The organism is Streptomyces odontomachicola (genome assembly GCF_039605595.1).
In the GTDB taxonomy this organism is placed as follows: Bacteria; Actinomycetota; Actinomycetes; order Streptomycetales; family Streptomycetaceae; genus Streptomyces.
In genome coordinates, this window is sequence record NZ_JBCFOK010000032.1 from 1 (window position 1) to 22,251 (window position 22,251).

General features: G+C 71.5%; 23 protein-coding genes. 16 read left to right on the plus strand and 7 right to left on the minus strand.

Annotated features, from left to right (window positions below; genetic code table 11):
- Positions 1-79: 79 nt before the first annotated feature.
- The 7 genes from ABEE00_RS34800 to ABEE00_RS34830 all read left to right on the plus strand — a co-directional run bounded on the left by ABEE00_RS34800 (position 80) and on the right by ABEE00_RS34830 (position 6,148).
- Positions 80-730: an HAD family hydrolase gene (locus tag ABEE00_RS34800; protein WP_345749815.1), complete on the plus strand. Its 651-nt coding sequence runs from the start codon at positions 80-82 to the stop codon at positions 728-730.
- A gap of 108 nt (positions 731-838) precedes the next feature.
- Entirely contained in the window at positions 839-2,020 is a 1,182-nt protein-coding gene (locus tag ABEE00_RS34805; RefSeq protein ID WP_345749816.1) for an acetoin utilization protein AcuC, read from the plus strand.
- Positions 2,021-2,258: 238 nt separating this feature from the next.
- The gene (locus ABEE00_RS34810; protein WP_345749817.1) at positions 2,259-3,074 is read left to right on the plus strand and encodes a phosphatase; all 816 of its coding nucleotides are present in this window, start codon (positions 2,259-2,261) and stop codon (positions 3,072-3,074) included.
- Between the two features lie 128 nt (positions 3,075-3,202).
- Positions 3,203-3,412, plus strand: a complete 210-nt coding sequence (locus tag ABEE00_RS34815) for a helix-turn-helix domain-containing protein (RefSeq protein WP_158677109.1) — start codon at positions 3,203-3,205, stop codon at positions 3,410-3,412.
- Positions 3,413-3,607: 195 nt separating this feature from the next.
- On the plus strand, positions 3,608-3,706 hold the full coding sequence (locus ABEE00_RS34820; protein ID WP_003948845.1) for a 30S ribosomal protein bS22: 99 nt from the start codon (positions 3,608-3,610) through the stop codon (positions 3,704-3,706).
- 203 nt (positions 3,707-3,909) lie between these two features.
- A complete protein-coding gene (locus ABEE00_RS34825) occupies positions 3,910-4,986 on the plus strand; it encodes an NAD-dependent epimerase/dehydratase family protein (protein ID WP_345749818.1) in 1,077 nt (358 codons plus the stop codon).
- Positions 4,979-6,148, plus strand: a complete 1,170-nt coding sequence (locus ABEE00_RS34830) for a lysophospholipid acyltransferase family protein (protein WP_345749819.1) — start codon at positions 4,979-4,981, stop codon at positions 6,146-6,148. The genes ABEE00_RS34825 and ABEE00_RS34830 overlap by 8 nt, the downstream gene beginning before the upstream one ends.
- Positions 6,149-6,296: 148 nt before the next feature.
- Here the strand turns inward: ABEE00_RS34830 and ABEE00_RS34835 are convergent, their stop codons facing one another.
- From ABEE00_RS34835 to ABEE00_RS34845, 3 genes are all read right to left on the minus strand, one after another.
- Positions 6,297-7,571, minus strand: coding sequence for a DUF5667 domain-containing protein (locus ABEE00_RS34835; RefSeq protein WP_345749820.1), 1,275 nt, complete (start codon positions 7,569-7,571; stop codon positions 6,297-6,299).
- Between the two features lie 203 nt (positions 7,572-7,774).
- A complete protein-coding gene (locus tag ABEE00_RS34840; RefSeq protein ID WP_345749821.1) occupies positions 7,775-8,677 on the minus strand; it encodes an ECF subfamily RNA polymerase sigma factor, BldN family in 903 nt (300 codons plus the stop codon).
- A 491-nt stretch (positions 8,678-9,168) separates the two neighbouring features.
- Positions 9,169-10,188 carry an HAD family hydrolase gene (locus ABEE00_RS34845; RefSeq protein WP_345749822.1) on the minus strand — a complete coding sequence of 340 codons (1,020 nt, stop codon included), beginning with the start codon at positions 10,186-10,188 and terminating at the stop codon, positions 9,169-9,171.
- 79 nt (positions 10,189-10,267) lie between these two features.
- Here ABEE00_RS34845 and ABEE00_RS34850 point away from each other — a divergent pair, with 79 nt between their 5' ends.
- From ABEE00_RS34850 to ABEE00_RS34880, 7 genes are all read left to right on the plus strand, one after another.
- Positions 10,268-10,504 carry a glutaredoxin family protein gene (locus ABEE00_RS34850; RefSeq protein ID WP_345749823.1) on the plus strand — a complete coding sequence of 79 codons (237 nt, stop codon included), beginning with the start codon at positions 10,268-10,270 and terminating at the stop codon, positions 10,502-10,504.
- A gap of 291 nt (positions 10,505-10,795) precedes the next feature.
- Positions 10,796-11,581, plus strand: coding sequence for a redox-sensing transcriptional repressor Rex (locus ABEE00_RS34855; RefSeq protein ID WP_345749824.1), 786 nt, complete (start codon positions 10,796-10,798; stop codon positions 11,579-11,581).
- Complete coding sequence (locus ABEE00_RS34860) at positions 11,578-12,915, plus strand: glutamyl-tRNA reductase (RefSeq protein ID WP_345749825.1); 1,338 nt, start codon at positions 11,578-11,580, stop codon at positions 12,913-12,915. Before ABEE00_RS34855 ends, ABEE00_RS34860 begins: the two co-directional genes overlap by 4 nt.
- A complete protein-coding gene (hemC, locus tag ABEE00_RS34865; protein WP_345749826.1) occupies positions 12,912-13,907 on the plus strand; it encodes a hydroxymethylbilane synthase in 996 nt (331 codons plus the stop codon). Before ABEE00_RS34860 ends, hemC begins: the two co-directional genes overlap by 4 nt.
- On the plus strand, positions 13,904-15,622 hold the full coding sequence (locus ABEE00_RS34870) for a bifunctional uroporphyrinogen-III C-methyltransferase/uroporphyrinogen-III synthase (protein ID WP_345749827.1): 1,719 nt from the start codon (positions 13,904-13,906) through the stop codon (positions 15,620-15,622). The genes hemC and ABEE00_RS34870 overlap by 4 nt, the downstream gene beginning before the upstream one ends.
- Positions 15,619-16,617: a porphobilinogen synthase gene (gene hemB, locus ABEE00_RS34875; protein WP_345749828.1), complete on the plus strand. Its 999-nt coding sequence runs from the start codon at positions 15,619-15,621 to the stop codon at positions 16,615-16,617. Before ABEE00_RS34870 ends, hemB begins: the two co-directional genes overlap by 4 nt.
- Positions 16,618-16,718: 101 nt before the next feature.
- Positions 16,719-17,987, plus strand: coding sequence for a cytochrome P450 family protein (locus ABEE00_RS34880; RefSeq protein ID WP_345749829.1), 1,269 nt, complete (start codon positions 16,719-16,721; stop codon positions 17,985-17,987).
- Here the strand turns inward: ABEE00_RS34880 and ABEE00_RS34885 are convergent.
- From ABEE00_RS34885 to ABEE00_RS34895, 3 genes are read right to left on the minus strand one after another with little or no spacing between them, the layout of a single operon-like run.
- Positions 17,932-18,594: a nucleoside/nucleotide kinase family protein gene (locus ABEE00_RS34885; RefSeq protein ID WP_345749830.1), complete on the minus strand. Its 663-nt coding sequence runs from the start codon at positions 18,592-18,594 to the stop codon at positions 17,932-17,934. The two genes, ABEE00_RS34880 and ABEE00_RS34885, sit on opposite strands and share 56 nt — an antisense overlap.
- Before the next feature lie 22 nt (positions 18,595-18,616).
- Positions 18,617-18,781, minus strand: coding sequence for a hypothetical protein (locus ABEE00_RS34890; RefSeq protein ID WP_345749831.1), 165 nt, complete (start codon positions 18,779-18,781; stop codon positions 18,617-18,619).
- Entirely contained in the window at positions 18,778-19,089 is a 312-nt protein-coding gene (locus ABEE00_RS34895; RefSeq protein ID WP_345749832.1) for a hypothetical protein, read from the minus strand. The genes ABEE00_RS34890 and ABEE00_RS34895 overlap by 4 nt, the downstream gene beginning before the upstream one ends.
- Before the next feature lie 140 nt (positions 19,090-19,229).
- Here ABEE00_RS34895 and ABEE00_RS34900 point away from each other — a divergent pair, with 140 nt between their 5' ends.
- Both ABEE00_RS34900 and ABEE00_RS34905 read left to right on the plus strand, forming a co-directional pair.
- Positions 19,230-20,045: a helix-turn-helix domain-containing protein gene (locus ABEE00_RS34900; RefSeq protein ID WP_345749833.1), complete on the plus strand. Its 816-nt coding sequence runs from the start codon at positions 19,230-19,232 to the stop codon at positions 20,043-20,045.
- Entirely contained in the window at positions 20,042-20,239 is a 198-nt protein-coding gene (locus ABEE00_RS34905) for a DUF397 domain-containing protein (protein ID WP_345749834.1), read from the plus strand. Before ABEE00_RS34900 ends, ABEE00_RS34905 begins: the two co-directional genes overlap by 4 nt.
- A gap of 42 nt (positions 20,240-20,281) precedes the next feature.
- Here ABEE00_RS34905 and argS read toward each other — a convergent pair whose 3' ends face one another.
- Complete coding sequence (gene argS, locus ABEE00_RS34910; protein WP_345749835.1) at positions 20,282-22,069, minus strand: arginine--tRNA ligase; 1,788 nt, start codon at positions 22,067-22,069, stop codon at positions 20,282-20,284.
- Between the last annotated feature and the right edge of the window lie 182 nt (positions 22,070-22,251).

The window sequence follows — 22,251 nt, forward strand, 5'->3', positions numbered from 1 at the left end:
TAAGAGAGCTCCGGCTCGGATCCCTTCGGGGGTTCGGGCCGGAGCTTTTTTGCGTTACCCCGAGCCTTAAAATAGGGGAATGCGCTACGACTTGGTCATCTTCGACAACGACGGCGTGCTCGTGGACAGCGAGCCGCTGTCGAACCGCATTCTCGCGGGCTACCTGACCGAGCTGGGGCATCCGACCTCGTACGAGGACTCCCTGCGGGACTACATGGGGGCCGCGGTCCACCGCGTACACGACCTCGTACACGAGCGGTCGGGGCGGAAGCTGCCCGAGGACTTCGACGAGGTCTTTCACGCGCGGGTCTTCGAAGCGTTCCGGCGGGAGTTGATGCCCGTGGCCGGAGTGGCGGAGGTGCTCGACAAGCTGGACGCGGACGAGATCCCGTACTGCGTCGGCTCGTCGGGAAGCCACGAGCGGATCAGGGTCGCGCTGCGGAAGACGGGGCTGTACGACCGCTTCGGCGAGCGGCGGATCTTCAGCTCGGAGGACGTGGGCAGGGGGAAGCCGGCCCCCGACCTGTTCCTGCACGCGGCGCGGCAGATGGGAGTGCCGGCCGAGCGCTGTGCCGTCGTGGAGGACAGCCCCCTAGGGGTGCGGGCGGCGCGGGACGCGGGGATGGACGTGTACGCCTTCACCGCGATGACCCCGGCGGAGCGGCTGCCGGGGGCGAACGGTTACTTCGAGCGGATGCCCGAGCTGCCGGAGCTGTTGCAGGGGGCCTAGCCCGTAGGGGGCCTGATCCTGCTGGACCCTGCCGGTGCCCGTACCCCGCCCCCAGCCCCCCCCCCGAGCGCTCGTTCGCCGCACGCGCCGGGGGATACGGTGGCGTTCATGAGCGGCGGCGCGCAGTTGATGTGGGACGAGGCAGTGACCGGCTACAACTTCGGGGCCGGGCATCCGATGGACCCGGTACGGCTGGCTCTGACGATGCGGCTGGTCGAGTCGCTGGGCCTGGACTCCGAGCCGGGGCTGAAGGTGGTGTCGGCGAGGGCGGCCGGCGAGTCCTCGTTGCGCCTGGTGCACAGGCAGGACTACATCGACGCGGTGCGCTCCGCCTCGGCGAACCCCTTGTCGGCTGACGGGAATTACGGGCTGGGCACCCCGGACGACCCGGCGTTCTCCGGCATGCACGAGGTGTCCTCGCTGATCGCCGGGCAGTCGATCGGCGCGGCCGAGGCGGTGTGGCGCGGCGAGGTCCTGCACGGAGTGAACTTCGCGGGCGGGTTGCACCACGCGATGCCCGGGGCCGCGTCAGGGTTCTGCATTTACAACGACGCGGCGCTGGCGATCGCGCGGCTGCTGGAGCTGGGCGCCGAACGCGTCGCGTATGTGGACGTGGATGTGCACCACGGCGACGGCGTACAGGCGGCGTTCTGGGACGACCCGCGGGTGCTGACGATCTCGCTGCACGAGCATCCGGGCGCGCTGTTCCCCGGTACGGGCTGGGCGCAGGAGACCGGCGGGGACCAGGCCGAGGGGCACGCGGTGAATCTGGCGCTGCCGCCGGGCACCGTGGACGAGGGCTGGCTGCGGGCGCTGCACGCGGTGGTGCCCGAACTGCTGGGCGCCTTCCGGCCCCAGGTGCTGGTCACCCAGCACGGCGCCGACACCCATTTCGAAGATCCGCTCGCGCACCTCGCGGTGAGCGTGGACGCGCAGCGCGTGGTGGCGGAGGCATGCCACGGGTGGGCGCACGAGCACGCGGAGGGGCGCTGGGTGGCGCTCGGCGGCGGAGGGTACGCGGTGGTCGACGTCGTACCGCGGTCCTGGACGCACCTGGTGGCGATCGCCGCCGGTGCACCGGTGGCCCCTACAACCGAAGTGCCGGACACCTGGCGGCAGATGGCGTACGCGCGTACGGGCAGCAGCGTGGCGCCGATGCGGATGACCGACGGGCGGGAGCCGTCGTGGCGGGACTGGGCGGAGTCCGGGTACGACCCGGCGGATCCGCTGGACCAGGCGATCAGGGGGACCCGTAAGGCGGTGTTCCCGGCGCACGGGCTGCTCCCCTAGGGGACGGGCCGCACCCCTGAGGGGCGGGCGGCTCCCTTAGGGGGCGCCCCAGGGGGCTGAGGGGGTATGCCTCAGGGGTTGATCCCTAGGGGTTGGGTGGGCCCCCGAGTGCTCATTATGCCTGGTGGGGTGGGGAGTTGGGGCGAGTTGGAAGGGGGTTGGGGTCGTACGGGGATTCGGGGGGTGATCGGCGGCGGTCCTGTCGGCGGGGGGTCGTGGTGTTGGGAACCATGGTCGTGTGTTGAGTGTGGGAGCGCTGCGGGCGCATCTGCTGGCCGCGCGGATGGCGGGTCCCGTGGCGACGACGCGGGAGAAGAGCCTGCGGCGGTACCGGCTGTTCGCCGCGGGCGACCCGGGGGCGCTGCTCGGGCTCGAGCCCGAACGGGACTGGGGCATGCCGGAGTTGATCGGGCTGATGGCGCGCCGGTGCGGAGTCTCGGAGGACCCCGATACGGTGTCGGGGCAGGACACCATCGACCCCGAGCGCACCATTGCCGCGCTGGATTCCTTCGCGGAACGGCTGCGCAGCGCGGCGGAGCGGCGTACTCCGGTCCTGCTGGGGACGGGCCACCCTGATCGACTCCTGGGCTTCTACGCCACATTGGCCTCAGCGCTCTCGGCGGCGGGCTGTCCAGTCCTGGTACCGGCGCATGGACGACGTATCGACATGAAGACCCGTTTCGGGGTACGCCCGTACAACCTCTCCTACGTACGGGGAGTCGCACTGGTCCACGAGGCCGGTGTTCCCCTGAGCCCTCGTGCGCCGGGCGCACATACCCACTCCCCACTCCCGCTTCGGGTCGCCCTGGGGGCCGCCGCGGCGGCCGGCGGGCCCCTTCCCGGCTTGGTCATCGGGGACCACGGATGGGCTTGCGCGGCAGGTCAGCTCGGTATCGAGGCCATGGGTCCGGCAGATACGGACGATCCGGCGCTCTTCGTCGGGGAGGCGGAGGGGCGGGTGTCCGTGGCAGTTCCGCTTGATGACGCTGTGCGGTCCGATTACTACCGCCCGCTTACTCGCTATGTACTCAATCGAGCGTGTCTGTCACAGTAGGGAACCGATCGCTACTCCTCTTCCCCACTCGCATCACCCGCCCCTAATCTGGGGAGGAGCGCGCATGCGAGCAGGAGTCACCGGAGGGGAAGCCGGTGCCCGACATGTGCGGAAGGTTCAGGTGTGACATGGCTGCTGGTAAGGGACCTCTGAATGAGGTCAACTTTCTGACCGTGGCGGAGGTCGCCTCGGTGATGCGAGTGTCCAAGATGACCGTGTACCGGCTGGTGCACAGCGGTCATCTGCCGGCGATCCGGGTGGGCAGGTCCTTCCGGGTCCCAGAGCAGGCCGTCCACGAGTACCTCCAAGAGTCCTATGTGGGGGTGGAGACCGCCTGAGCGGCCGGTAGTTGCTTTTCGCCGGTCGTAGCGATCGATGGCGGCAGCACCGCGGCGACCCTCGGATTACGAGGTTCATCCGGCGACGGGTAGGCTGGGCCCATGTAGGTCGTGTGGGCTCGGACGCCCCGCACCGAGTGATTCGAAGTGAGTTCTCCCCGTAAATGGGGGGACGATCCGTGAGCGAGGGTTGTCGTGGGCTCTGTCATCAAGAAGCGGCGTAAGCGGATGGCCAAGAAGAAGCACCGCAAGCTTCTGAAGCGGACGCGAGTTCAGCGCCGCAACAAGAAGTGAGCGGGGCTCGATTTCTTCGAGCGCCTTCCGCAGCGCCAACTGTGCTGCATGCCGCCGCCCTTCGGTTTTTCCGGAGGGCGGCGGTTTTGTTGTGCGGCCTGATCGTTACAGCGAGCAGCATGCGGTCATCACAGCGCAATCTCCACCCGTTACGGTGAGACCTTCAGTGGAGCATCCGCCAGGCACTGGTCCAGGGAGGGGTCTTGGGCAAGGTCGTGCTCGTCACCGGTGTCGCCCGGCAGTTGGGCGGGCGATTCGTACGCCGCATTCAGCGCGAACCCGACGTCGACAAGGTCATCGGCGTCGATGCCCTGCCGCCCGCCCATCACTTGGGCGGCGCGGATTTCGTACGGGCCGACATAAGACAGCCCACGGTCGGAAAGCTGCTCGCCGAGTACGGCGTGGACACCGTGGTGCACATGGACATTCACGGCACACCGATCGGTGGGCGAGGGGGCGGCCGGGGGGCGGTCAAGGAGGCCAACGTCATCGGCACCATGCAGCTCCTCGGCGCCTGCCAGAAGGCGCCCAGCGTGCGCCGCCTGGTGATCAAGTCGACGACCAGCGTGTACGGAGGGGCGCCGCGGGATCCCGCGATGTTCGACGAGACCACGCCGCCCAAGTCGCTGCCCAGCGGGGGGTTCGCGAAGGACACGGTGGAAGTCGAGGGCTATGTGCGGGGGTTCGCGCGCCGGCGGCCCGATGTGGCCGTGACGGTGCTGCGCTTCGCGCATGTGCTGGGGCCCTCGGTGGACTCGGTGCTCGCGGAGTACTTCGCGCTGCCGGTGCTGCCCACGGTGCTCGGCTACGACCCGCGGCTGCAGTTCGTGCACGAGGACGACGTGATCGAGGTGCTGCGGCTGGCGTCGGAGGACCCGGCGAACGGGGGGCTCAACTCCGGCACGTTCAACATCGCCGGCGACGGCGTGCTGTTGCTGTCGCAGTGCGCCCGGCGTCTGGGCAAGCCGACCGTACCGATGCTGCTGCCCGCGATCCGCTGGGGCAGGACGGCGCTGCGGGCGGTGGGGGCGACGGACTTCTCTCCGGAACAGATACGGCTGCTGACGCACGGACGGGTCGTGCGAACCACACATATGCGCGAGACTTTGGGCTTCGAGCCGCGGTACACGACAGCGGAGACGCTCGCGGCGTACGCGCAGAGCAAGGGCGCGGGCCTGCTGCCGCCCGAGCTCCTGGCCCGTACCGTCGACCGGCTCGCCGCGGCGCTGCCCCGGGCGGCCGGTGCCCAGCCGCAGGAGGAGGTCCGTCAGCATGGCTGATGCGAAGGTCATCCCGTTCGACGAGGACCGCGACCGGGGGCGCGGCGGCCGGCCGGCGGGGAAGAGCGGCCGGGCCGGGAGCAGGCGGCGCAAGGGCGAGCAGGGAGCGGCCCCGCTGTCCACGGTCCCCGGGGCGTACGAGGCGGACGGGGAGCAGCCGGCCGGCGCCGGGCTTCCCGAGCTGCCGAGCGGCGCGCAGGCGGCGGCACTCGAGGCGGCCGCCGGGTACGGGGCCGAAGGCGGGGCGGGGGAGGAGCGCGCCGGCCGGGAGCGTGACGAGGAGTCCGTGCGCGGCGACGGGATGCTGGACCGGCTGCTGGGCGGCGGCTGGGAGAAGCGGGCGGCGGAGGGCCTGGCCTTCCTGCGGCGCAGGGTCACCGGCGACTACGAGGTCGACGACTTCGGGTACGACCGCGAGCTGACCGACCAGGTGCTGATGTCGCTGCTGCGGCCCGTGTACGAGAAGTACTTCCGGGTCGAGGTGCGCGGCGTGGAGAACATCCCCGAGGACGGCGGCGCGCTGATCGTCGCCAACCACTCGGGGACGCTGCCGCTGGACGGCCTGATGATGCAGGTCGCGGTGCACGACAACCATCCCGCGGGCCGCCATCTGCGGCTGCTCGGCGCCGACTTGGTGTTCATGCTGCCGGTGGTGAACGAGCTCGCGCGGAAGGCCGGGCACACCCTGGCCTGCGCCGAGGACGCCGAGCGGCTGCTGGAGCGCGGCGAGGTGGTGGGCGTGATGCCGGAGGGCTTCAAGGGGCTGGGCAAGCCCTTCGCCGACCGCTACAAGCTGCAGCGCTTCGGGCGGGGCGGGTTCGTCTCGACGGCGCTGCGGGCGAAGGCGCCGATCGTGCCGTGCTCGATCGTGGGCGCCGAGGAGATCTACCCCATGATCGGCAACGCGCGGACGGTGGCGCGGCTGCTGGGCTTCCCGTACTTCCCCGTCACGCCGACCTTCCCGTGGCTGGGGCCGCTGGGCGCGGTGCCGCTGCCGACGAAGTGGACGATCCAGTTCGGCGAGCCGATACCCACCGACGACTATCCGCCGGGCTCGGCCGACGACCCGATGCTGATGTTCAACCTCACCGACCAGGTGCGCGAGACGATCCAGCACACGCTCTACAAGCTGCTGGTGAAGCGCCGCTCGGTCTTCTTCTGACCCGCTTCGGATCCGTACGGGGGCGAAGTCGTACGCGATCGACGCCGTACGCGTTCGGAGCCGCACGCGTCGGGAGCCGCACGTGCGACCGCCTCCGCCCCACGGCAGGGGCGGAGGCGGTGCGGTGTCCCGTGACGACGGGCCCGGACTACTGCGGCGGCTTGGGCGGCAGGTCCTTCAGGCCGGGGAGGACGTCGGGGACGATCGGCCTGAGATCGACTCCGTCCTTCCCCACGTCGGGCGCAGGCGAGTCGGACTCCGGCTCGGACGGCTTCTTCGCGTCCTGCGAGGGATCGCCGAGCAGTCCGCCACCGCCGCCGAGCAGGCCCTGGTCCGGCTTCTTGGACCGGGACTCGCTGGGCGAGGGCGACCCGCTGCCCTCCCCGGTGCGCCCGTCCGAGCTCTCCGGCGCGCTCGCGTCCGGCGAGGAGGGGCTGGCGGAACCGGGCTCCGACTGCTGGGTGCGCGGGGTGTCCTCGGGCGCCTTGTGCGGCGGGGAGCCGGGAGCCTTGGGGAACATGTCCTCCAGCGGTCCGACCTCCTCGTCTATGGCGTCGAAGACCGAGGAGACCTCCTCGCCCACGTCGGTGAGCTGCACCGGGAGCCGGTCGCGCAGCTCCGACCAGCCGGCGCGGTGGCCGCGCGAGAACGAGGAGAGCGACTGCATGGGGCCCAGGTCGCCGTCCCGCTCATACGCGGCGCTCAGCAGCCTGTGGCCCTCGTCGGCGTCGTGCCGCATGCCGCTGAGGGTCCTGCGCACCTCGCCCAGCTGCTCGTGGCCCAGCTCCGCGCCGCCCCGCCGGTGCTCCAGCAGGCGCCGTGCCTCGCCGAGCCGGGTGGAGGCATTGTCCAGGTAGAGCCGGCCGCGGTCGGCCTCGTCGCCCGCCATGTCGAGCTTGAGGTCCTCCATGCCGCGTTTGAAGCCGTACAGATGGTCACCGGGGAGGGCGTCGGTGCTCGCCGCCGCGACCCCGCCGAGCGCCGTCGCGGCGACGCCCACGCCGAGCCCGCCGGCCGTGAGCCCCTTCGCGAGCCGGGACTTCGGGCGCAGCTTGCCCAACGGGCCGAGGCTCGGCGCGCGGTGGCTGCCCTTTCCCGGGCGCGCCCGCTGCTCCGGGACCCGGTCGCCCGGGCCCGCGGCCGCCCCCTCGGCGAACGCGGCCTCCATCGCGGCGACCAGCTGTGCCCGCTGCACGGTCTTCACTTCCGGGTCCAACTCCGGCTTGGGCAGCGCTTCGAGGCCGTCCACCAGGCGGAGAAGCTGTTCCTCGCCGCCTCCCGCGTCCTGGGCGTACTCGGGGGGCGTGGCTCCGGCTCCGTCGCCCGCCGTCTGCTCGGCCGCCGCGGCATCGTCGAGCCGCTGCTCATCCAGGACCTGGGCGAAGGCGTTTGCCCGACGGCTGGCCGATACGGATCCGATCACGGGCGGCACCTCCTCTCGTCAGCACGGTCGACTCCCCTGGACACAGGGAGAGTTGCGCGACCTGCCCGGTTTCACTCGTACGAGTGAGGGGCCCGTGCCTGCCACGCCTGTGGGAAGTCTGCAATCCCCACAACGAGCGGCACGGCGCGCTGGTTACGGACTGAGGATGATGTGACAGCGGGCATCGGCGCGCTCACCTGGGGTTACCGTGCGTTGTCCGGAAAGAGCCGGGCCAGCGTGCGGACGGCGCGGTATTGCAGGGTCTTGATAGCGCCCTCGTTCTTCCCCATCACGCGTGCGGTCTCGGCCACCGAGAGCCCCTGGAGGAAGCGCAGGGTCACGCACTCCTGCTGCTGCGGGTTGAGCTTGCGCACCGCCTCGAGCAGGGCGGCGTTGGAGAGGGACTCCAGGACGGAGTCCTCGGGGCTGCGCTCGACCTCGTTGGCGTCCAGCATCTCGCCGGTGGTCACTTCCAGCCGGAAGCGGCTCGACTTGAAGTGGTCGGCGACCAGATTGCGGGCGATCGTGACCAGCCAGGCGCCGAAGTCGCGGCCCTGCCAGGTGAAGGTGGAGATGCGGCGGAGCGCGCGCAGAAAGGTCTCGCTGGTCAGGTCCTCGGCCGTGGCGCGGCCGCCGACGCGGTAGTAGATGTACCGGTAGACGGTGTCGCTGTAGTGGTCGTAGAGGCGGCCGAAGGCGTCGGACTCGCCGGCCTGGGCGCGCTCGACGAGGTCCATCATGCGGCGGCTGTCGCTGTCGGTGGCCGCCGGACGGCGCGAGGCGGCCGTCGAGTTGGCCGCGCCGGGCTGCGCGGTGTTGGCGGCGCCGCGGGTCCGCCTGCGCACCGGTCCCGTGGTCGCGGGGGTGTTGGGCGCGGCGGCTGCCGTGGCGGTCGCGGTGGCGGAGGAGTGCGCTGCGTCGGCGGCGCTTCCCGGCGCGCGGGTCGCCAGGGCGTAGGGGGGACGGGTGGGGACAGGTGCGGCTGCGGCGAGGGCGGGGACGGCGTACGCGGTGGGGACGAAGTCGCGCATCCGGTCGACGGCTGTGACGACCGTGCTGCGCAGCGTAGCCAGGCCCGAGGCGTCAACCCCGACGTGTGGGTACACGGGACTCCCAGAGGCAGAGCTTCCATCACGTGCAGTGCGGGACCGTTCGCCCGGTGTAGGGACGTGTGGGTACCGAATTGCGTCTGAGGAGAATAACGCTTCGTACAGGCAGCGCTACACCTAGTTGCCAAAATCGCCGATTCGGTTCGCTCTGTTACGGGTTGACGGCCGGTCAGGAGCCAGGTGTTGTCAGTCGAGTGACAAGTGGAGAGCCCGCTTTTGTCAGTTGAGTGATCTCTTGTGATCACTGGGTCGCAGGGGGACTGGCGGGGCGGGGTAACGGGTACGCAGGGCGAATTCCACATCGGCACGCACGGATGTCCGAGGTGTGCGCGCCGTAACCGGGCGTGTGGACGGGCTTGTGCGAACAGGGCGTGTGCGGCCCGGGCGTGTACGCGCGTGTATGGCGCGGGCCGGTGTGCGTACCGGGCGTGTACGGCGGGGCCGTGTGCGACCCGGCCGTGTGTGACCGGGCCGTGTGCGTGCCTGCGTCAGCGGCGGCGGCGTTGCAGGGCCACCGCGGCGGCCGCGCCGCCCGCGACCGCGCCGACGCCCGCGGCGGCGGGGATGCCGACCTTGGCGGCCTTGCGGCCCGTGCGGTAGTCGCGCAGCCGCCATCCCATCTCGCGGGCGTGTGCGCGCAGTCGGCTGTCGGGGTTGATCGCGTACGGATGGCCGACCAGGGAGAGCATCGGGATGTCGTTGGCCGAGTCGCTGTAGGCGGCGCAGCGCTCCAGCTCCAGGTCCTCGGCCGAAGCCAGGGCGCGCACCGCCTCGGCCTTCGCGGGGCCGTGCAGCGGCTCGCCGACCAGCCGGCCCGTGTAGACCCCGCCCACGGACTCGGCGACCGTGCCGAGCGCGCCGGTGAGGCCGAGGCGGCGGGCGATGATCGTGGCGGTCTCCACCGGCGCGGCGGTCACCAGCCAGACCTTCTGGCCCGCGTCCAGGTGGGCCTGGGCGAGGGCGCGGGTGCCGGGCCAGATGCGGCCTGCCATGTACTCGTCGTAGATCTCCTCGCCGATGGCCATGAGTTCGGACACGCGGTGGCCCTTGACGATGGACAGGGCGCTGGAGCGCACGTCCTCCATGTGCTCCGGGTTCTCCGTGCCGGCCATCCGGAAGTAGGCCTGCTGCCAGGCGAAGCGGGCGAGTTCGCGGTTGTGGAAGAACTTGCGCTTGTAGAGGCCGCGGCCGAAGTGGAAGAGGGCGGCGCCCTGCATCACCGTGTTGTCCAGGTCGAAGAAGGCGGCGGCGCGGACGTCCCCGGCGACGGGGAACTCCGGCTCCTCCGCCTCGTCCCCCGCTTCGGCGCCGTCCTCGACGCCTTCACCGGCGGCTTCGGCGTCCTCGGCCCCCTCGGCGTACTCCTCAGGCGGCAGCTCCTCCTCGTCAGCCGCCGCCTGCTTGCGCGCCGCCTCGGCCGCCGCCTCTCCCGCGAGCACGCTCCGGGCGGTCGCGGGGCGGATGCGGCGGGGGAGCCACGCCGGAAGGGAGACCGGAAGGAGAGGCATGCGATCGAGCATAGCCAGTCGCCGCGTTGGGGCCGTTACGGCCGGATGTCCGTCACGTGCCGGGCGGCAGAATGGCGGCATGAAGACGGTTACGTTGATCGGGAAGCCCGGCTGCCACCTGTGTGATGTCGCACGCGACACCGTCGTGCGGGTCTGTGCCGAGGCCGGGGCGAACTGGGAGGAGAAGGACATCAACCAGGACGCCGAGCTGTACAGGAAGTATTGGGAGCAGATCCCTGTTGTGCTGGTGGACGGTGCGCAGCACGACTTCTGGCGGGTCGATCCCGCGCGTCTGCGGTCCGCGCTGGAGAGCTGACGGCGCAGCTCGCAGGGGGCGCCGCGGGCGCCCCCGCCGGGTTCGCCGCGGTCCGGGAACGGCTGGAATTCGATTACCATCGAGGGCGTTTTTGCCGTCCGGCGACGTATAGGTGAGGAGTGTGACCGAGTGTCCGCGTTGATACGTGTGGCGCCGGTCACGTTGCCTGGACAAAGCGGACACCATCTTTGTGCACGCGTTCACAAAGACATAGCCTTGGCGCGCAGGAGCGGTTCGGGCGCGCGCGCCAGGTACGGCCGCTCACCGCTTCGCGCAACCGGCAGGAGCACCGTGGCAACTGGCCGAAATCACCGACCGGCGACGACGAGCCGCAGCCGAGGGATCCCCGAGGCCACCGTCGCCCGTCTTCCGCTGTATCTGCGGGCGCTCACGGCGCTCTCCGAGCGTTCGGTGCCCACGGTCTCCTCCGAGGAACTGGCGACCGCCGCCGGGGTCAACTCGGCGAAGCTGCGCAAGGACTTCTCCTACCTCGGTTCGTACGGCACCCGGGGCGTCGGCTACGACGTGGAGTACCTCGTGTACCAGATCTCCCGCGAGCTGGGCCTCACCCAGGACTGGCCCGTGGTCATCGTCGGTATAGGAAATCTCGGTGCCGCGCTGGCCAACTACGGGGGGTTCGCCTCCCGCGGGTTCCGGGTCGCCGCGCTGATCGACGCCGACCCCTCGCTCTCCGGGAAGCCCGTCGCCGGGATCCCGGTGCAGCACACCGACGAGCTCGAGAAGATCATCGACGACAATGGCGTCTCCATCGGCGTCATCGCCACCCCGGCCGGGGCCGCGCAGCAGGTCTGCGACCGGCTGGTGGCCGCCGGGATCACCTCCATCCTGAACTTCGCGCCGACCGTCCTCTCCGTTCCCGAGGGCGTGGACGTGCGCAAGGTGGACCTGTCCATAGAGCTCCAGATCCTCGCCTTCCACGAGCAGCGGAAGGCGGGCGAGGACGTGCCCGAGGACGAGGACACCGACACCGCGGCGCCGGCCGTGCCGCCGGCCGCCTCCGTGAAGCGCCCCGACTCCGGACCTGACGGGGATGTGCCCGCCGTGATGCCCGCATGAGCCTGCTCGTCGTCGGTCTCAGCCACCGCAGCGCGCCCGTGAGCGTGCTGGAGCGCGCCGCGCTGGAGCCGCGGCTGCGCGGACGGCTGCTCCAGGACACCGTGGCCGCCGAGCCAGCGGCCGAGGCGGCCGCGCTGGCCACCTGCAACCGGATCGAGCTGTACGCGGACGTGGACAAGTTCCACGCCGGCGTGGCCGAGCTGTCCACGCTGCTCGCCCAGCACAGCGGCGTCGGCCTGGAGGAGCTCACCCCGTACCTCTACGTGCACTACGAGGACCGCGCGGTGCACCACCTGTTCTCGGTCGCGTGCGGCCTGGACTCGATGGTGGTCGGCGAGGGCCAGATCCTCGGCCAGATCAAGGACGCGCTCGCCGTGGCGCAGGAGCAGCACACCGCGGGGCGGCTGCTGAACGACCTGTTCCAGCAGGCGCTGCGGGTCGGCAAGCGCGCACACACCGAGACCGGCATCGACAAGGCCGGGCAGTCCCTGGTCACCTTCGGTCTGGAGCAGCTCGCCGCGGGCGTCCCGGTGGAGTCCTGGGTGCGCGGCAAGCGCGCGCTGGTGATCGGCGCGGGGTCCATGTCCTCGCTCGCCGCCACCACCCTCGCCAGGGCCGGAGCAGCCGAACTGGTGATCGTCAACAGGACGCTGGAGAGGGCGACCCGCCTGGCGGCCAGCCTCTCCGAGGAGGGCACGGCCGAGGGCTCGGCGCGCGCAGGGGAGTTCGACTCCGTCGCCGACGAGCTGCCGCGCGCGGACATCGTCGTGTCCTGCACCGGGGCGACCGGGCTCGTCCTGACCGAGGAAGCGGTGCGGGAGGCGGCGGCCCGGCACCCGGGCGGCGGCGAGCTCGCGCTGCTCGACCTCGCGATGCCCCGGGACATCGACGCCGGGGCGCACCGGCTCGACGGCGTACGGCTCGTGGACATCGAGTCGCTGGCCGAAGCATCCGCTGACGCCCCGATGGCCGCCGACGTGGACGCCGTGCGCGGCATCGTCGGCGAGGAGGTGGCCGCCTTCGGGGCGGCCCAGCGCGCCGCGACCATCACCCCCACGGTGGTGGCGCTGCGCACGATGGCGGCGGACGTCGTCGCCAGCGAAATGGCGCGCCTGGAAGGCCGGTTGACGGGTCTGGACGACAAGCAGCGCGCGGAGATCACCCAGACCGTGCGGCGCGTCGTGGACAAGCTGCTGCACGCGCCGACGGTGCGCGTGAAGCAGCTCGCCGGGGAGCCGGGCGGCGCCGGGTACGCCGACGCGCTCCGCGAACTCTTCGACCTCGACCCGCAGGCGGTCGCCGCTGTCAGCAAGCCGGAACAGGAGCGGCAATGAGCACGACGCAAGGCCGGGCACTCAGGCTCGGCACCCGCCGCAGCAAACTGGCCATGGCCCAGTCGGGACTGGTGGCCGAGCAGGTGCGCAGGGTCACCGGGCGGCCCGTCGAGCTGGTCGAGATCACCACGTACGGGGACACCAGCAGGGAGCACCTGGCGCAGATCGGCGGCACCGGTGTGTTCGTCACCGCGCTGCGCGACGCGCTGCTGGGCGGCGAGGTCGACTTCGCCGTGCACTCGCTGAAGGATCTGCCGACCGCGCAGCCCGAGGAGCTGGCGCTCGCCGCGATTCCCGAGCGCGCGGACGCGCGGGACGCGCTGATCGCCCGCGACGGGCTGACCTTCCAGGAGCTGGTGGACGGCTCGGCGGGGCGCGCCCCGCGGGTGGGCACCGGATCGCCGCGCCGCATGGCGCAGCTCAACGCGTGGGCGCGCTCGCAGGGCGTGCGGATCGAAACCGTTCCGATCCGGGGGAATATCGACACCCGCATCGGGTACGTGCGCAGCGGTGAGCTCGACGCGGTCGTCCTCGCCGCCGCCGGGCTCGGGCGCATCGGCAGGAGCGACGAAGTCTCCGAGCACCTCGCCCCGGACCACGTACTGCCCGCCCCCGGCCAGGGGGCACTGGCCGTCGAGTGCGCCGCGTCGAACGCGCACCTGGCAGCCCAGCTCGCCGAGCTCGACGACCCGTTCACCCGGGCCGCCGTCACGGCCGAGCGAACCCTGCTCGCCGCTTTGGAGGCCGGCTGCAGCGCACCCGTGGGGGCGCTCGCCGACCTGCTTGTCGACGGGCAGGTAGTCACCGAAATGCGCCTGCGCGGCGTCGTCGGCTCGACCGACGGCGAAACGCTGGTGCAGCTGTCCACCACCGGTCCCGTACCGGCTTCTCCCGCCGAGGCGGTGGCCCAGTCCGAGCGGATGGGCCGCGAGCTCGCGGACGAGATGCTCGCCAAGGGTGCGGCCGGTCTGATGGGGGAGCGAGCACTTTGAGCCCCACCACTGCCAACGCGGCAACCACACAGACCACGCCGGACGCGCCTGCCGCACCGACAGGGCAACCGGCTCAGCACCTCTACGGTGCACACGGGCACGTCACCTTCCTCGGCGCCGGGCCCGGGGACCCGGGGCTGCTGACTCTGCGCGCCGTCGAGGCGCTGGCGCAGGCGGATGTGCTGGTCGCAGACCCCCCGGTGTACGACGTCGTGCGCACTCACGCGCGTACGGGCGTGGACACACCTCTCCAGCAGCGGCAGGACGCCGGTGACGACACGTCAACTGGCCCCGCTGCCGCGGGTGATGGAGGAGATCTTGCCATGGCCGCCGCGCGGTCCGGCAAGCGGGTCGTGCGAGCCGTCTCCGGTGACCCGGGCCTGGACGCGGACGCGGCGCGGGAGATGCTGGCCTGCGCCGATGAGGGCATCACCTTCGAGGTGGTGCCGGGCGTAGCGGCCGCGGTCGGCGTTCCGGCGTACGCGGGTGTGCCGCTGCGCGACGAGCACGGCACCGACGTGCGCTTCATCGACGCGCGCAGCGCCGATGACAGATGCTGGACCGAGGTGGGGGCCAGCGAGGCGACCGTGGTCGTCTCCACCACCCTGGACTCGGTGGGTTCGGTCGCGGGCGAGCTGGTCGCCGGCGGCCGCAAGCCGGACACCTCGCTGACGGTGACCGTCGCGGGCACCACCACCCGGCAGCGGACCTGGACCGCGACGCTGGGCACCATCGCGCAGACCCTCAAGTCGGCGAAGGTGCTGCCCAGCGCCGACGGCGGCAGGCCGGTCATAGCCGTGGTCGGCGAGCGCAGCGCGCCCGCGCAGCGTGACCGGCTCGCGTGGTTCGAGTCCAAGCCGCTGTTCGGCTGGAACGTTCTTGTGCCGCGCACCAAGGAGCAGGCAGCGTCGCTCTCCGACCAGCTCCGCTCGTACGGCGCCGTGCCGGCCGAGGTGCCCACCATCGCCGTGGAGCCGCCGCGCACGCCGCAGCAGATGGAGCGCGCGGTCAAGGGCCTGGTCACGGGCCGCTACGAGTGGATCGCCTTCACCTCGGTGAACGCGGTCAAGGCGGTGCGCGAGAAGTTCGAGGAGTACGGGCTCGACGCGCGGGCCTTCGCCGGGATCAAGGTCGCGGCCGTCGGCGAGCAGACCGCCAAGGCGCTGATCGCCTTCGGCGTGAAGCCGGACCTCGTGCCGTCCGGTGAGCAGTCGGCCGCGGGCCTGCTGGAGGACTGGCCGCCCTACGACCCGGTCTTCGACCCGATCGACCGCGTCTTCCTGCCGCGCGCCGACATCGCCACCGAGACCCTCGTCGCCGGGCTCATCGAACTCGGCTGGGAGGTCGACGACGTGACGGCGTACCGTACGGTGCGTGCCTCTCCGCCGCCCGCGGAGACCCGTGAGGCCATCAAGGGCGGCGGTTTCGACGCGGTGCTCTTCACCTCGTCGTCCACGGTCCGGAACCTCGTCGGTATCGCGGGCAAGCCGCACAACGTGACGGTCATCGCCTGCATCGGCCCGGCCACCGCCAAGACGGCCGAGGAGCACGGCCTGCGGGTCGACGTCATGTCGCCCGAGCCGTCCGTGCACAAGCTGGCGGAGGCGCTCGCCGACTATGGCGAGCAGCGCCGCGAGGACGCCGCCGAGGCAGGTGAAACGGTGAAGCGGCCGAGCGAGAAGCGCCCGGCCAGGAGGAGGGCACGAACCTCGTGAGCGTTTACGGCAGTTACCCCGCGGCACGTCCCCGCCGGCTGCGTACGACCCCGGCGATGCGGCGCATGGTCGCGGAGCACCGGGTGCATCCGGCGGACCTGATCCTGCCCGTCTTCGTGCGGGACGGGATCGACGAGCCGGTGGCGGTGTCCACGCTGCCGGGGGTCGTGCAGCACTCGCGCGACTCGCTGAAGAAGGCGGCGGCCGAAGCGGTCGCCGCCGGGGTCGGCGGGATCATGCTGTTCGGCGTGCCGAAGGACGAGGAGAAGGACGCGGTCGGTACGCGGGGGACCGACCCGGACGGCATCCTCCAGCTCGGCCTGCGCGACGTGCGCTCCGAGGTCGGCGACGACCTCGTGGTCATGTCCGACCTGTGCCTGGACGAGTTCACCGACCACGGCCACTGCGGCGTGCTGGACGCGTCGGGGCGCGTGGACAACGACGCGACGCTCGTGCGGTACGCGGAGATGGCGCGGGCCCAGGCCGACGCCGGTGCGCACATGCTCGGGCCGAGCGGCATGATGGACGGTCAGATCGCGCACGTGCGGCGGGCGTTGGACGAGGCGGGGCACGTGGACGTCTCCCTCTTCGCCTACACCGCGAAGTACGCCTCCGCCTTCTACGGCCCCTTCCGCGAGGCCGTCGGCTCGTCCCTGCAGGGCGACCGGAAGACCTACCAGCAGGACGCCGCCAACGGGCGCGAGGCGCTGCGCGAGCTCGCCCTCGACCTGGAGGAGGGCGCCGACATGGTGATGGTCAAGCCGGGGATGCCGTACCTGGACGTGCTGTGCGACGTGGCCGAGGCCGCTGACGTGCCGGTCGGCGCGTACCAGATCTCCGGCGAGTACGCGATGATCGAGGGCGCGGCCGAGCGCGGCCTGTTCGACCGCGAGGCGGCCATCCTGGAGACGCTCACCGGCTTCAAGCGGGCCGGCGCGAGCGTGGTGCTCACGTACTGGGCGACGGAGGCGGCGCGGCTGCTGCGCGAGGGGTGAGGCTGCGCGCGGGGCCTGGGCTTCGCGTGAGGGAGGCGCCTTCGGGTAGGTGACCTCAAGCCCGTGTGTCCGCGCGGGCGTTGAGGGACGGGAGGCGCCTCATGAGCAGTTCGTGCCCGTACAGCCCCGGTCCGTTCGCCACCGAGCCGCTCGCCGTCGACCCCCTCGTACGGGATCTGGACGGGGAGACCCGGGCGTTATGCGCGGCGGGACCCCTCGCGCGCCTGGATCTGCTCGGTGTGCCGGTGTGGACCGTCACGCGGCAGGAGCAGGCCAGGCGGCTGCTCACCGATCCGCGGCTGGTGAAGGACCTCGGTTGCTGGTCGCTGTGGCGCAGCGGTGCGGTGACCCGTGAGTGGCCGCTGATCGGGATGATCGACGTGGGGCGTTCGCTGTTCACCGTGGACGGGGCCGAGCACCGGCGGCTGCGCGCGAAGACCGCGCAGGCGCTCACCCCGCGGCGGGTGGAGCGGATGCGGCCCGTCATCGAGCGGATCACGGGGCGGCTGCTGGACGGGATGGCAGCGCGGGCCGCGGATTCCGCTTCCGGGCCCGTCGACCTCCGTGCCGCCTTCGCGCTGCCGCTGCCCATGGAGGTGGTCGGCGTGCTGCTGGGCGTCGACCCGGCGCTGCGGCCCCGTATGCACGAGTTGTACGGGGCGTTCTTCTCGATGCTGACCCCGCAGGACGAGCGGCTCGCGGCCTTCGCCGAACTGGGCGGGATCTACCGCGAGATGGTCAGGGAGCGGGCGGCCGCGCCCACCGACGACCTGACCAGCGCTCTGGTGCACGCCGACGAGGGCGGCGAACCCCTCACCGAGGAGGAGACGGTCGGCAACCTGCACGCGCTGGTCGGCGCCGGGCACGAAACGACCGTCTCCCTCGTTCTCAACGCCGTACGGGCACTGCTCACCCACCCCGCGCAGCGGGAAGCGGTGCTCGGCGGCGGGGTCGGCTGGGACGCGGTGATCGAGGAGACGCTGCGCTGGGACCCGCCGACCACGCATCTGCTGCTGCGGTTCGCCACCGAGGACATCGACGTGGACGGCGTGACCGTGCCGCGCGGCGACGGCGTGGCGATCTCGTACCGCGCGATCGGCCGCGACGCGGGGTGGCACGGCGCGGACGCCGACGCGTTCGACGCGGCCAGGCCGGAGCCGGCGCGGCACATGACCTTCGGGCACGGACCGCACATCTGCCCCGGCGCGGCGCTGTCCCGGCTGGAGGCGTCCGTCGCGCTGCCCGCGCTCTTCGCCCGCTTCCCGGACCTCCGGCTGGCCGTGCCGCCCGGCGAGCTGCGCAATCTGCCGGTGCTCACGCAGAACGATCTGGAGTCGCTGCCGCTGTGGCTGGGGGCGCCGCGGGGGTGAACTCCGCGACGAGGTCGGCGCGTTCGCGGGTGCGGGCGACCAGGGCCGCGTTGGCCTCGTCGTTCTCCAGGACCCAGCGCTCGGCTTCCCGCGGCGCCTTGCCGAAGCGTTCGTGGCGCGCGATGAGCCTGCGGACGCGTACGTCGGGGTCGAGGTCCACATACCAGCACGCGTCCAGGAGCCCGCGGACCTCGGGCCACGGCTGCTCGTCCAGCAGCAGGTAGTTGCCCTCGGTGATCACGAGCGGCACGTCGGCGTGTACGGGGACGCACCCCGCGAGCGGCTGCTCCAGCTCGCGGTCGAAGCCCGGGGCGTACACGGTCTCGCCTTCGCGGGGCGCCTTGAGGCGTCGGAGGAGCGCCGCGTACCCCGCGGGGTCGAAGGTGTCCGGGGCGCCCTTCCGGCCGAGCCGCCCGAGCCTTCGGAGCTCCGCGTCCGCGAGGTGGAAGCCGTCCATGGGGACGAGCGCGGCGTACTGCGGGCCCATTGCGCGGGCGAGGTACGCCGCGAGGGTCGACTTGCCCGCGCCGGGCGGGCCCGCGATGCCGAGGATGCGGCGCGTGCGGGGTGCGGCGAGGGCGCGGGCGCGTGCGACGAGATCGTCCATGGGCGGTGCCTTCCCGCGCCGCTCACCGGCAACGCGGGCAGCGGCAGGGCGGATACCCGAGCCCGGCCGGCAGCCGCTCGGAGTCGCGTACGGAGTCCGGCACGAGGATCCGCGCGGTCGGCGGCGTACGGGTGCCGTCCGGCCGGACCCGGTACACGGTGATGGTGAGTGCGGTCCTGGCCCTCATCGCAGCCCGCCTCCCACCGGTACGCCGTGGATGATGTATGGCCCGACGTCGATCCCGTCCAGCGCGAGGGCGAGCGCGGTACGGCGCTCCTGCTGCTCGTACGCGACGAGGTACGGGCGGACCATGGGCGAGGCGTCGCCGTCGATGGGGGCGGGCCAGCGGTTCCGGAGGCGCGGGGGCAGCGCTGGTGGGTCGTACGGGCAGTGGAGTACGGGGCGAGGGCGCGGCGCCGGTGCCGTTGGTGGTGCTTGGGGCGCCGGGCGGCGCCGGAAGACCCCAACGAGCCAGTCCTTGAAGCGAGTTGCCATGTAAGTGACCGCTTTCGACCGTCATTCCGCACCTCGGGCAATGCGGGGGAGTACCTGCTGTACTCAGAGCCTTGAGGTGTAAATGGGGGCCGCGCCAGACGTCTGCCGTTGTCTGAGCGCCAGACAACGGGAGGGTGTGAATGGCCGAACAGCCGTCCGAGGAGTCCGCGCGCGAGACCTTGGCCCGTACGCTGCGCATGCTGCGCGAGCGCGCGGGCAAGTCCCTGGCGCAGGTGGCCGAGGACACGGCGTACGACAAGAGCTATCTGTGCAGGCTGGAGTCGGGAGAGCGCCTGTCGAAGCTGTCCTTGATGGCGGACCTCGACGCGTACTACGACACCGGTGACCTGCTGGTCCGGCTCTGGCGGCTGGCCCAGCAGGACACGTTCGACGACCAGTTCAAGGCGTTCATGCGCTACGAATCGTCGGCTGTGCTCATGTACAAGTACGTGCTCGCCGTTCCGGGCCTGCTGCAGACAGAGGGTTACGCCCGCGCGGTGCTCTCCTCGGTGCCCGGTCCGGTGGACGAAGGCGCCGTCGAAGCACAGGTCGATGCCCGGATGGGCCGCCAGGAGCTGCTGCGCCGCGACCCGGCGCCGAACGTGCGCGTCATCCTGGACGAGGCGGCGCTACGGCGTTCGGCGGGAAGCCCGGACGTGTGGACCGACCAGCTATCCCACTTGATCACCATGGCGGAAACCCGTTCCGTGGTCGTCCAAGTGCTGCCCTTTTCCAGGGGAGTTCACCACCTCATGAACGGTCACCTGTCGGTACTCTGGCAATCGGACGGCAGTTCTGTTGCCTACCTTGAAGGCAACAGGTTCGGCGAGCTGATCGAAGATCCAGAGCAGGTCACCTTCTATCGGCTCGCTTACGATCAGCTCCGAGACCTGGCGCTGCCGCCCACGGACTCGGTGGCCTGCATCGAACGCGTCCTGGAGGAGTACACAGCATGAGCCGCACCCCTGATCTCTCCACCGCGGTCTGGCGCAAGTCCAGTTACAGCAACGGGGGCGACGTCAACTGCGTCGAGGTCGCCGACGGTGTCCCGGGCCTCGTCCCCGTACGGGACAGCAAGGTCCCGGAGAGCCCGGCCCTCATACACGGCGCCGCCGCGTGGGCGGCGTTCATCCGTGCCGTGCGGGGCTAGACGACCGGGGGGCGCTGTCCGCCGAGGGAAGAGGGGACGGCTTTACAGCCTCTCGGGCGTCCGAATTCCCAGCAGGTCCAGCCCCTGATGCAGCGTGCGGGCCGTCAGCGCGCAGAGGAACAGGCGGTTTTCGCGGGCCTCTGTCGTTTCGGCCTTCAGGACGGGGCAGTTCTCGTAGAACGGGCTGAAGAGCGAGGCGAGTTCGTAGAGGTAGGCGGCGAGCTTGTGGGGCTCGTAGGTCTCCGCGACGGCGGCCAGGGTGTCGCCGAACTCGTCCAGGTGCATGGCCAGCGCCCGCTCGGCGGGGGCGAGTTCCAGCTCGGGGTGCGGGGCCGCCGCGGCGTCCTCGCCCGCCTTGCGGAAGATCGAGCGGATGCGCGCGTACGCATACTGGAGGTACACGCTGGTGTCGCCCTGGAGGGAGACCATGCGGTCCAGGTCGAAGATGTAGTCGCGGGTCATGGAGTTGGACAGGTCCGCGTACTTGACCGCGCCGATGCCCACCTGGTGCGCCCGGTCCTGGATCTCCGACTCGGACATGTCCAGGCCGCCCTGCTCGGCCTTCTCGCGGACCACGACCGCGGCGCGCTCGACCGCCTCGTTCAGCAGGTCGACCAGGCGGACCGTCTCGCCCTCGCGGGTCTTGAACGGCTTGCCGTCCTTGCCGAGCACCGTGCCGAAGGCGAGCTGCTTCGCCGCGCCCTCCGGCAGCCAGCCGGCCCGCTGCGCGGTCTCGAAGACCATGCGGAAGTGCAGCGACTGCCGGGCGTCGACCACGTAGAGCAGGGTGTCGGCGTGCAGCTTGCCGATGCGGTCGCGGATCGCGGCCAGGTCGGTGGCCGCGTAGCCGAAGCCGCCGTTGGACTTCTGGACGATCAGCGGGGTCGGGGTGCCGTCGGGGCCCTTCACGTCGTCGAAGAAGACGCACAGCGCGCCGTCGGAGCGGACCGCGACGCCCGACTCCTCCAGCTCCTTGACCACGTTCTGCAGGTCGTCGTTGTACGCGCTCTCGCCGACGATGTCCTCGTCACGGACCTCGACGTCCAGCTCCTCGTACACCGCGCGGAAGTACGTCTTCGACTCATCGACGATCTTGTGCCAGAGGCCGAGGGTCTCAGGCTCGCCCGCCTGGAGCTGAACCACGCGGTCCCGCGCGCGGGTCTTGAACTCCTCGTCGGAGTCGAAGACGGCGCGGGACGCCTTGTACAGCCGGTTGAGGCGGGCCATCGCGGCCTCGCCCTCGTCGGCGGCGTCCGCCGCGTCCGAGGCGTGGTCCAGCTCGTGCGGGTGCTCGATCAGATACTGGATGAGCATGCCGAACTGGGTGCCCCAGTCGCCGATGTGGTGCCGGCGCACGACCGTCTCGCCGCGGTGCTCCAGGATGCGCATCACCGCGTCGCCGATGACCGTCGAGCGCAGGTGGCCGACGTGCATCTCCTTGGCGACGTTCGGCTGCGAGTAGTCGATCACCGAGGTGCCGGGCTGCTCGGCGTACGGCACGCCGAGGCGGCCCGCCTCGTCCTCGTACCGCGCGGCGAGGGTGCGCATCAGGGCCTCGTCGGCGACGGTGATGTTGAGGAAGCCGGGGCCCGAGACCTCGATCCCGGAGATCTCCTCATTGGCCGGAAGCTGCTCGACGACCTTGGAAGCGAGCTCGCGGGGGTTGCCCTTGAGCTGCTTGGCCAGGGCCAGCATGCCGTTCGCCTGGAAGTCGGCCCGGTCGCTTCGTCGCAGCAGCGGGTCCGCGGCACCGGCCTCCGGCAGGGCCGCCGAGAGTGCGTCGGTGATGCGCTGGTTGACCTTCGCTGCGAGTGAGGGGACCGAAGCCATAGGTGTCTGCTGCCGTTCCGTCGTGTCCGGGCAAGGGATGCCCCCGAGCCGAGGGGGTGCCCCCGAGTATCCCATGCGCGGAGCCCGCCCCCGGCGGTGGGACAATGGGGCCCGCGGGGCCGCGGCGGCGGCACGGACATCCCCTGGAGCTCCGGCCCTGTCGCGCGCGAGCAGCGCGGACC

What these genes read in the sequence shown, in the direction of transcription:
- ABEE00_RS34800 (WP_345749815.1), top strand. Translation starts at nt 80, where the DNA reads ATGCGCTACGACTTGGTCATCTTCGACAACGACGGCGTGCTCGTGGAC.
- ABEE00_RS34805 (WP_345749816.1), top strand. Translation starts at nt 839, where the DNA reads ATGAGCGGCGGCGCGCAGTTGATGTGGGACGAGGCAGTGACCGGCTAC.
- ABEE00_RS34815 (WP_158677109.1), top strand. Translation starts at nt 3,203, where the DNA reads ATGGCTGCTGGTAAGGGACCTCTGAATGAGGTCAACTTTCTGACCGTG.
- ABEE00_RS34830 (WP_345749819.1), top strand. Translation starts at nt 4,979, where the DNA reads ATGGCTGATGCGAAGGTCATCCCGTTCGACGAGGACCGCGACCGGGGG.
- ABEE00_RS34845 (WP_345749822.1), bottom strand. Translation starts at nt 10,188, where the DNA reads ATGCCTCTCCTTCCGGTCTCCCTTCCGGCGTGGCTCCCCCGCCGCATC.
- ABEE00_RS34850 (WP_345749823.1), top strand. Translation starts at nt 10,268, where the DNA reads ATGAAGACGGTTACGTTGATCGGGAAGCCCGGCTGCCACCTGTGTGAT.
- ABEE00_RS34860 (WP_345749825.1), top strand. Translation starts at nt 11,578, where the DNA reads ATGAGCCTGCTCGTCGTCGGTCTCAGCCACCGCAGCGCGCCCGTGAGC.
- hemC (WP_345749826.1), top strand. Translation starts at nt 12,912, where the DNA reads ATGAGCACGACGCAAGGCCGGGCACTCAGGCTCGGCACCCGCCGCAGC.
- ABEE00_RS34880 (WP_345749829.1), top strand. Translation starts at nt 16,719, where the DNA reads ATGAGCAGTTCGTGCCCGTACAGCCCCGGTCCGTTCGCCACCGAGCCG.
- ABEE00_RS34885 (WP_345749830.1), bottom strand. Translation starts at nt 18,594, where the DNA reads ATGGACGATCTCGTCGCACGCGCCCGCGCCCTCGCCGCACCCCGCACG.
- ABEE00_RS34890 (WP_345749831.1), bottom strand. Translation starts at nt 18,781, where the DNA reads ATGAGGGCCAGGACCGCACTCACCATCACCGTGTACCGGGTCCGGCCG.
- ABEE00_RS34895 (WP_345749832.1), bottom strand. Translation starts at nt 19,089, where the DNA reads ATGGCAACTCGCTTCAAGGACTGGCTCGTTGGGGTCTTCCGGCGCCGC.
- ABEE00_RS34900 (WP_345749833.1), top strand. Translation starts at nt 19,230, where the DNA reads ATGGCCGAACAGCCGTCCGAGGAGTCCGCGCGCGAGACCTTGGCCCGT.
- ABEE00_RS34905 (WP_345749834.1), top strand. Translation starts at nt 20,042, where the DNA reads ATGAGCCGCACCCCTGATCTCTCCACCGCGGTCTGGCGCAAGTCCAGT.
- argS (WP_345749835.1), bottom strand. Translation starts at nt 22,069, where the DNA reads ATGGCTTCGGTCCCCTCACTCGCAGCGAAGGTCAACCAGCGCATCACC.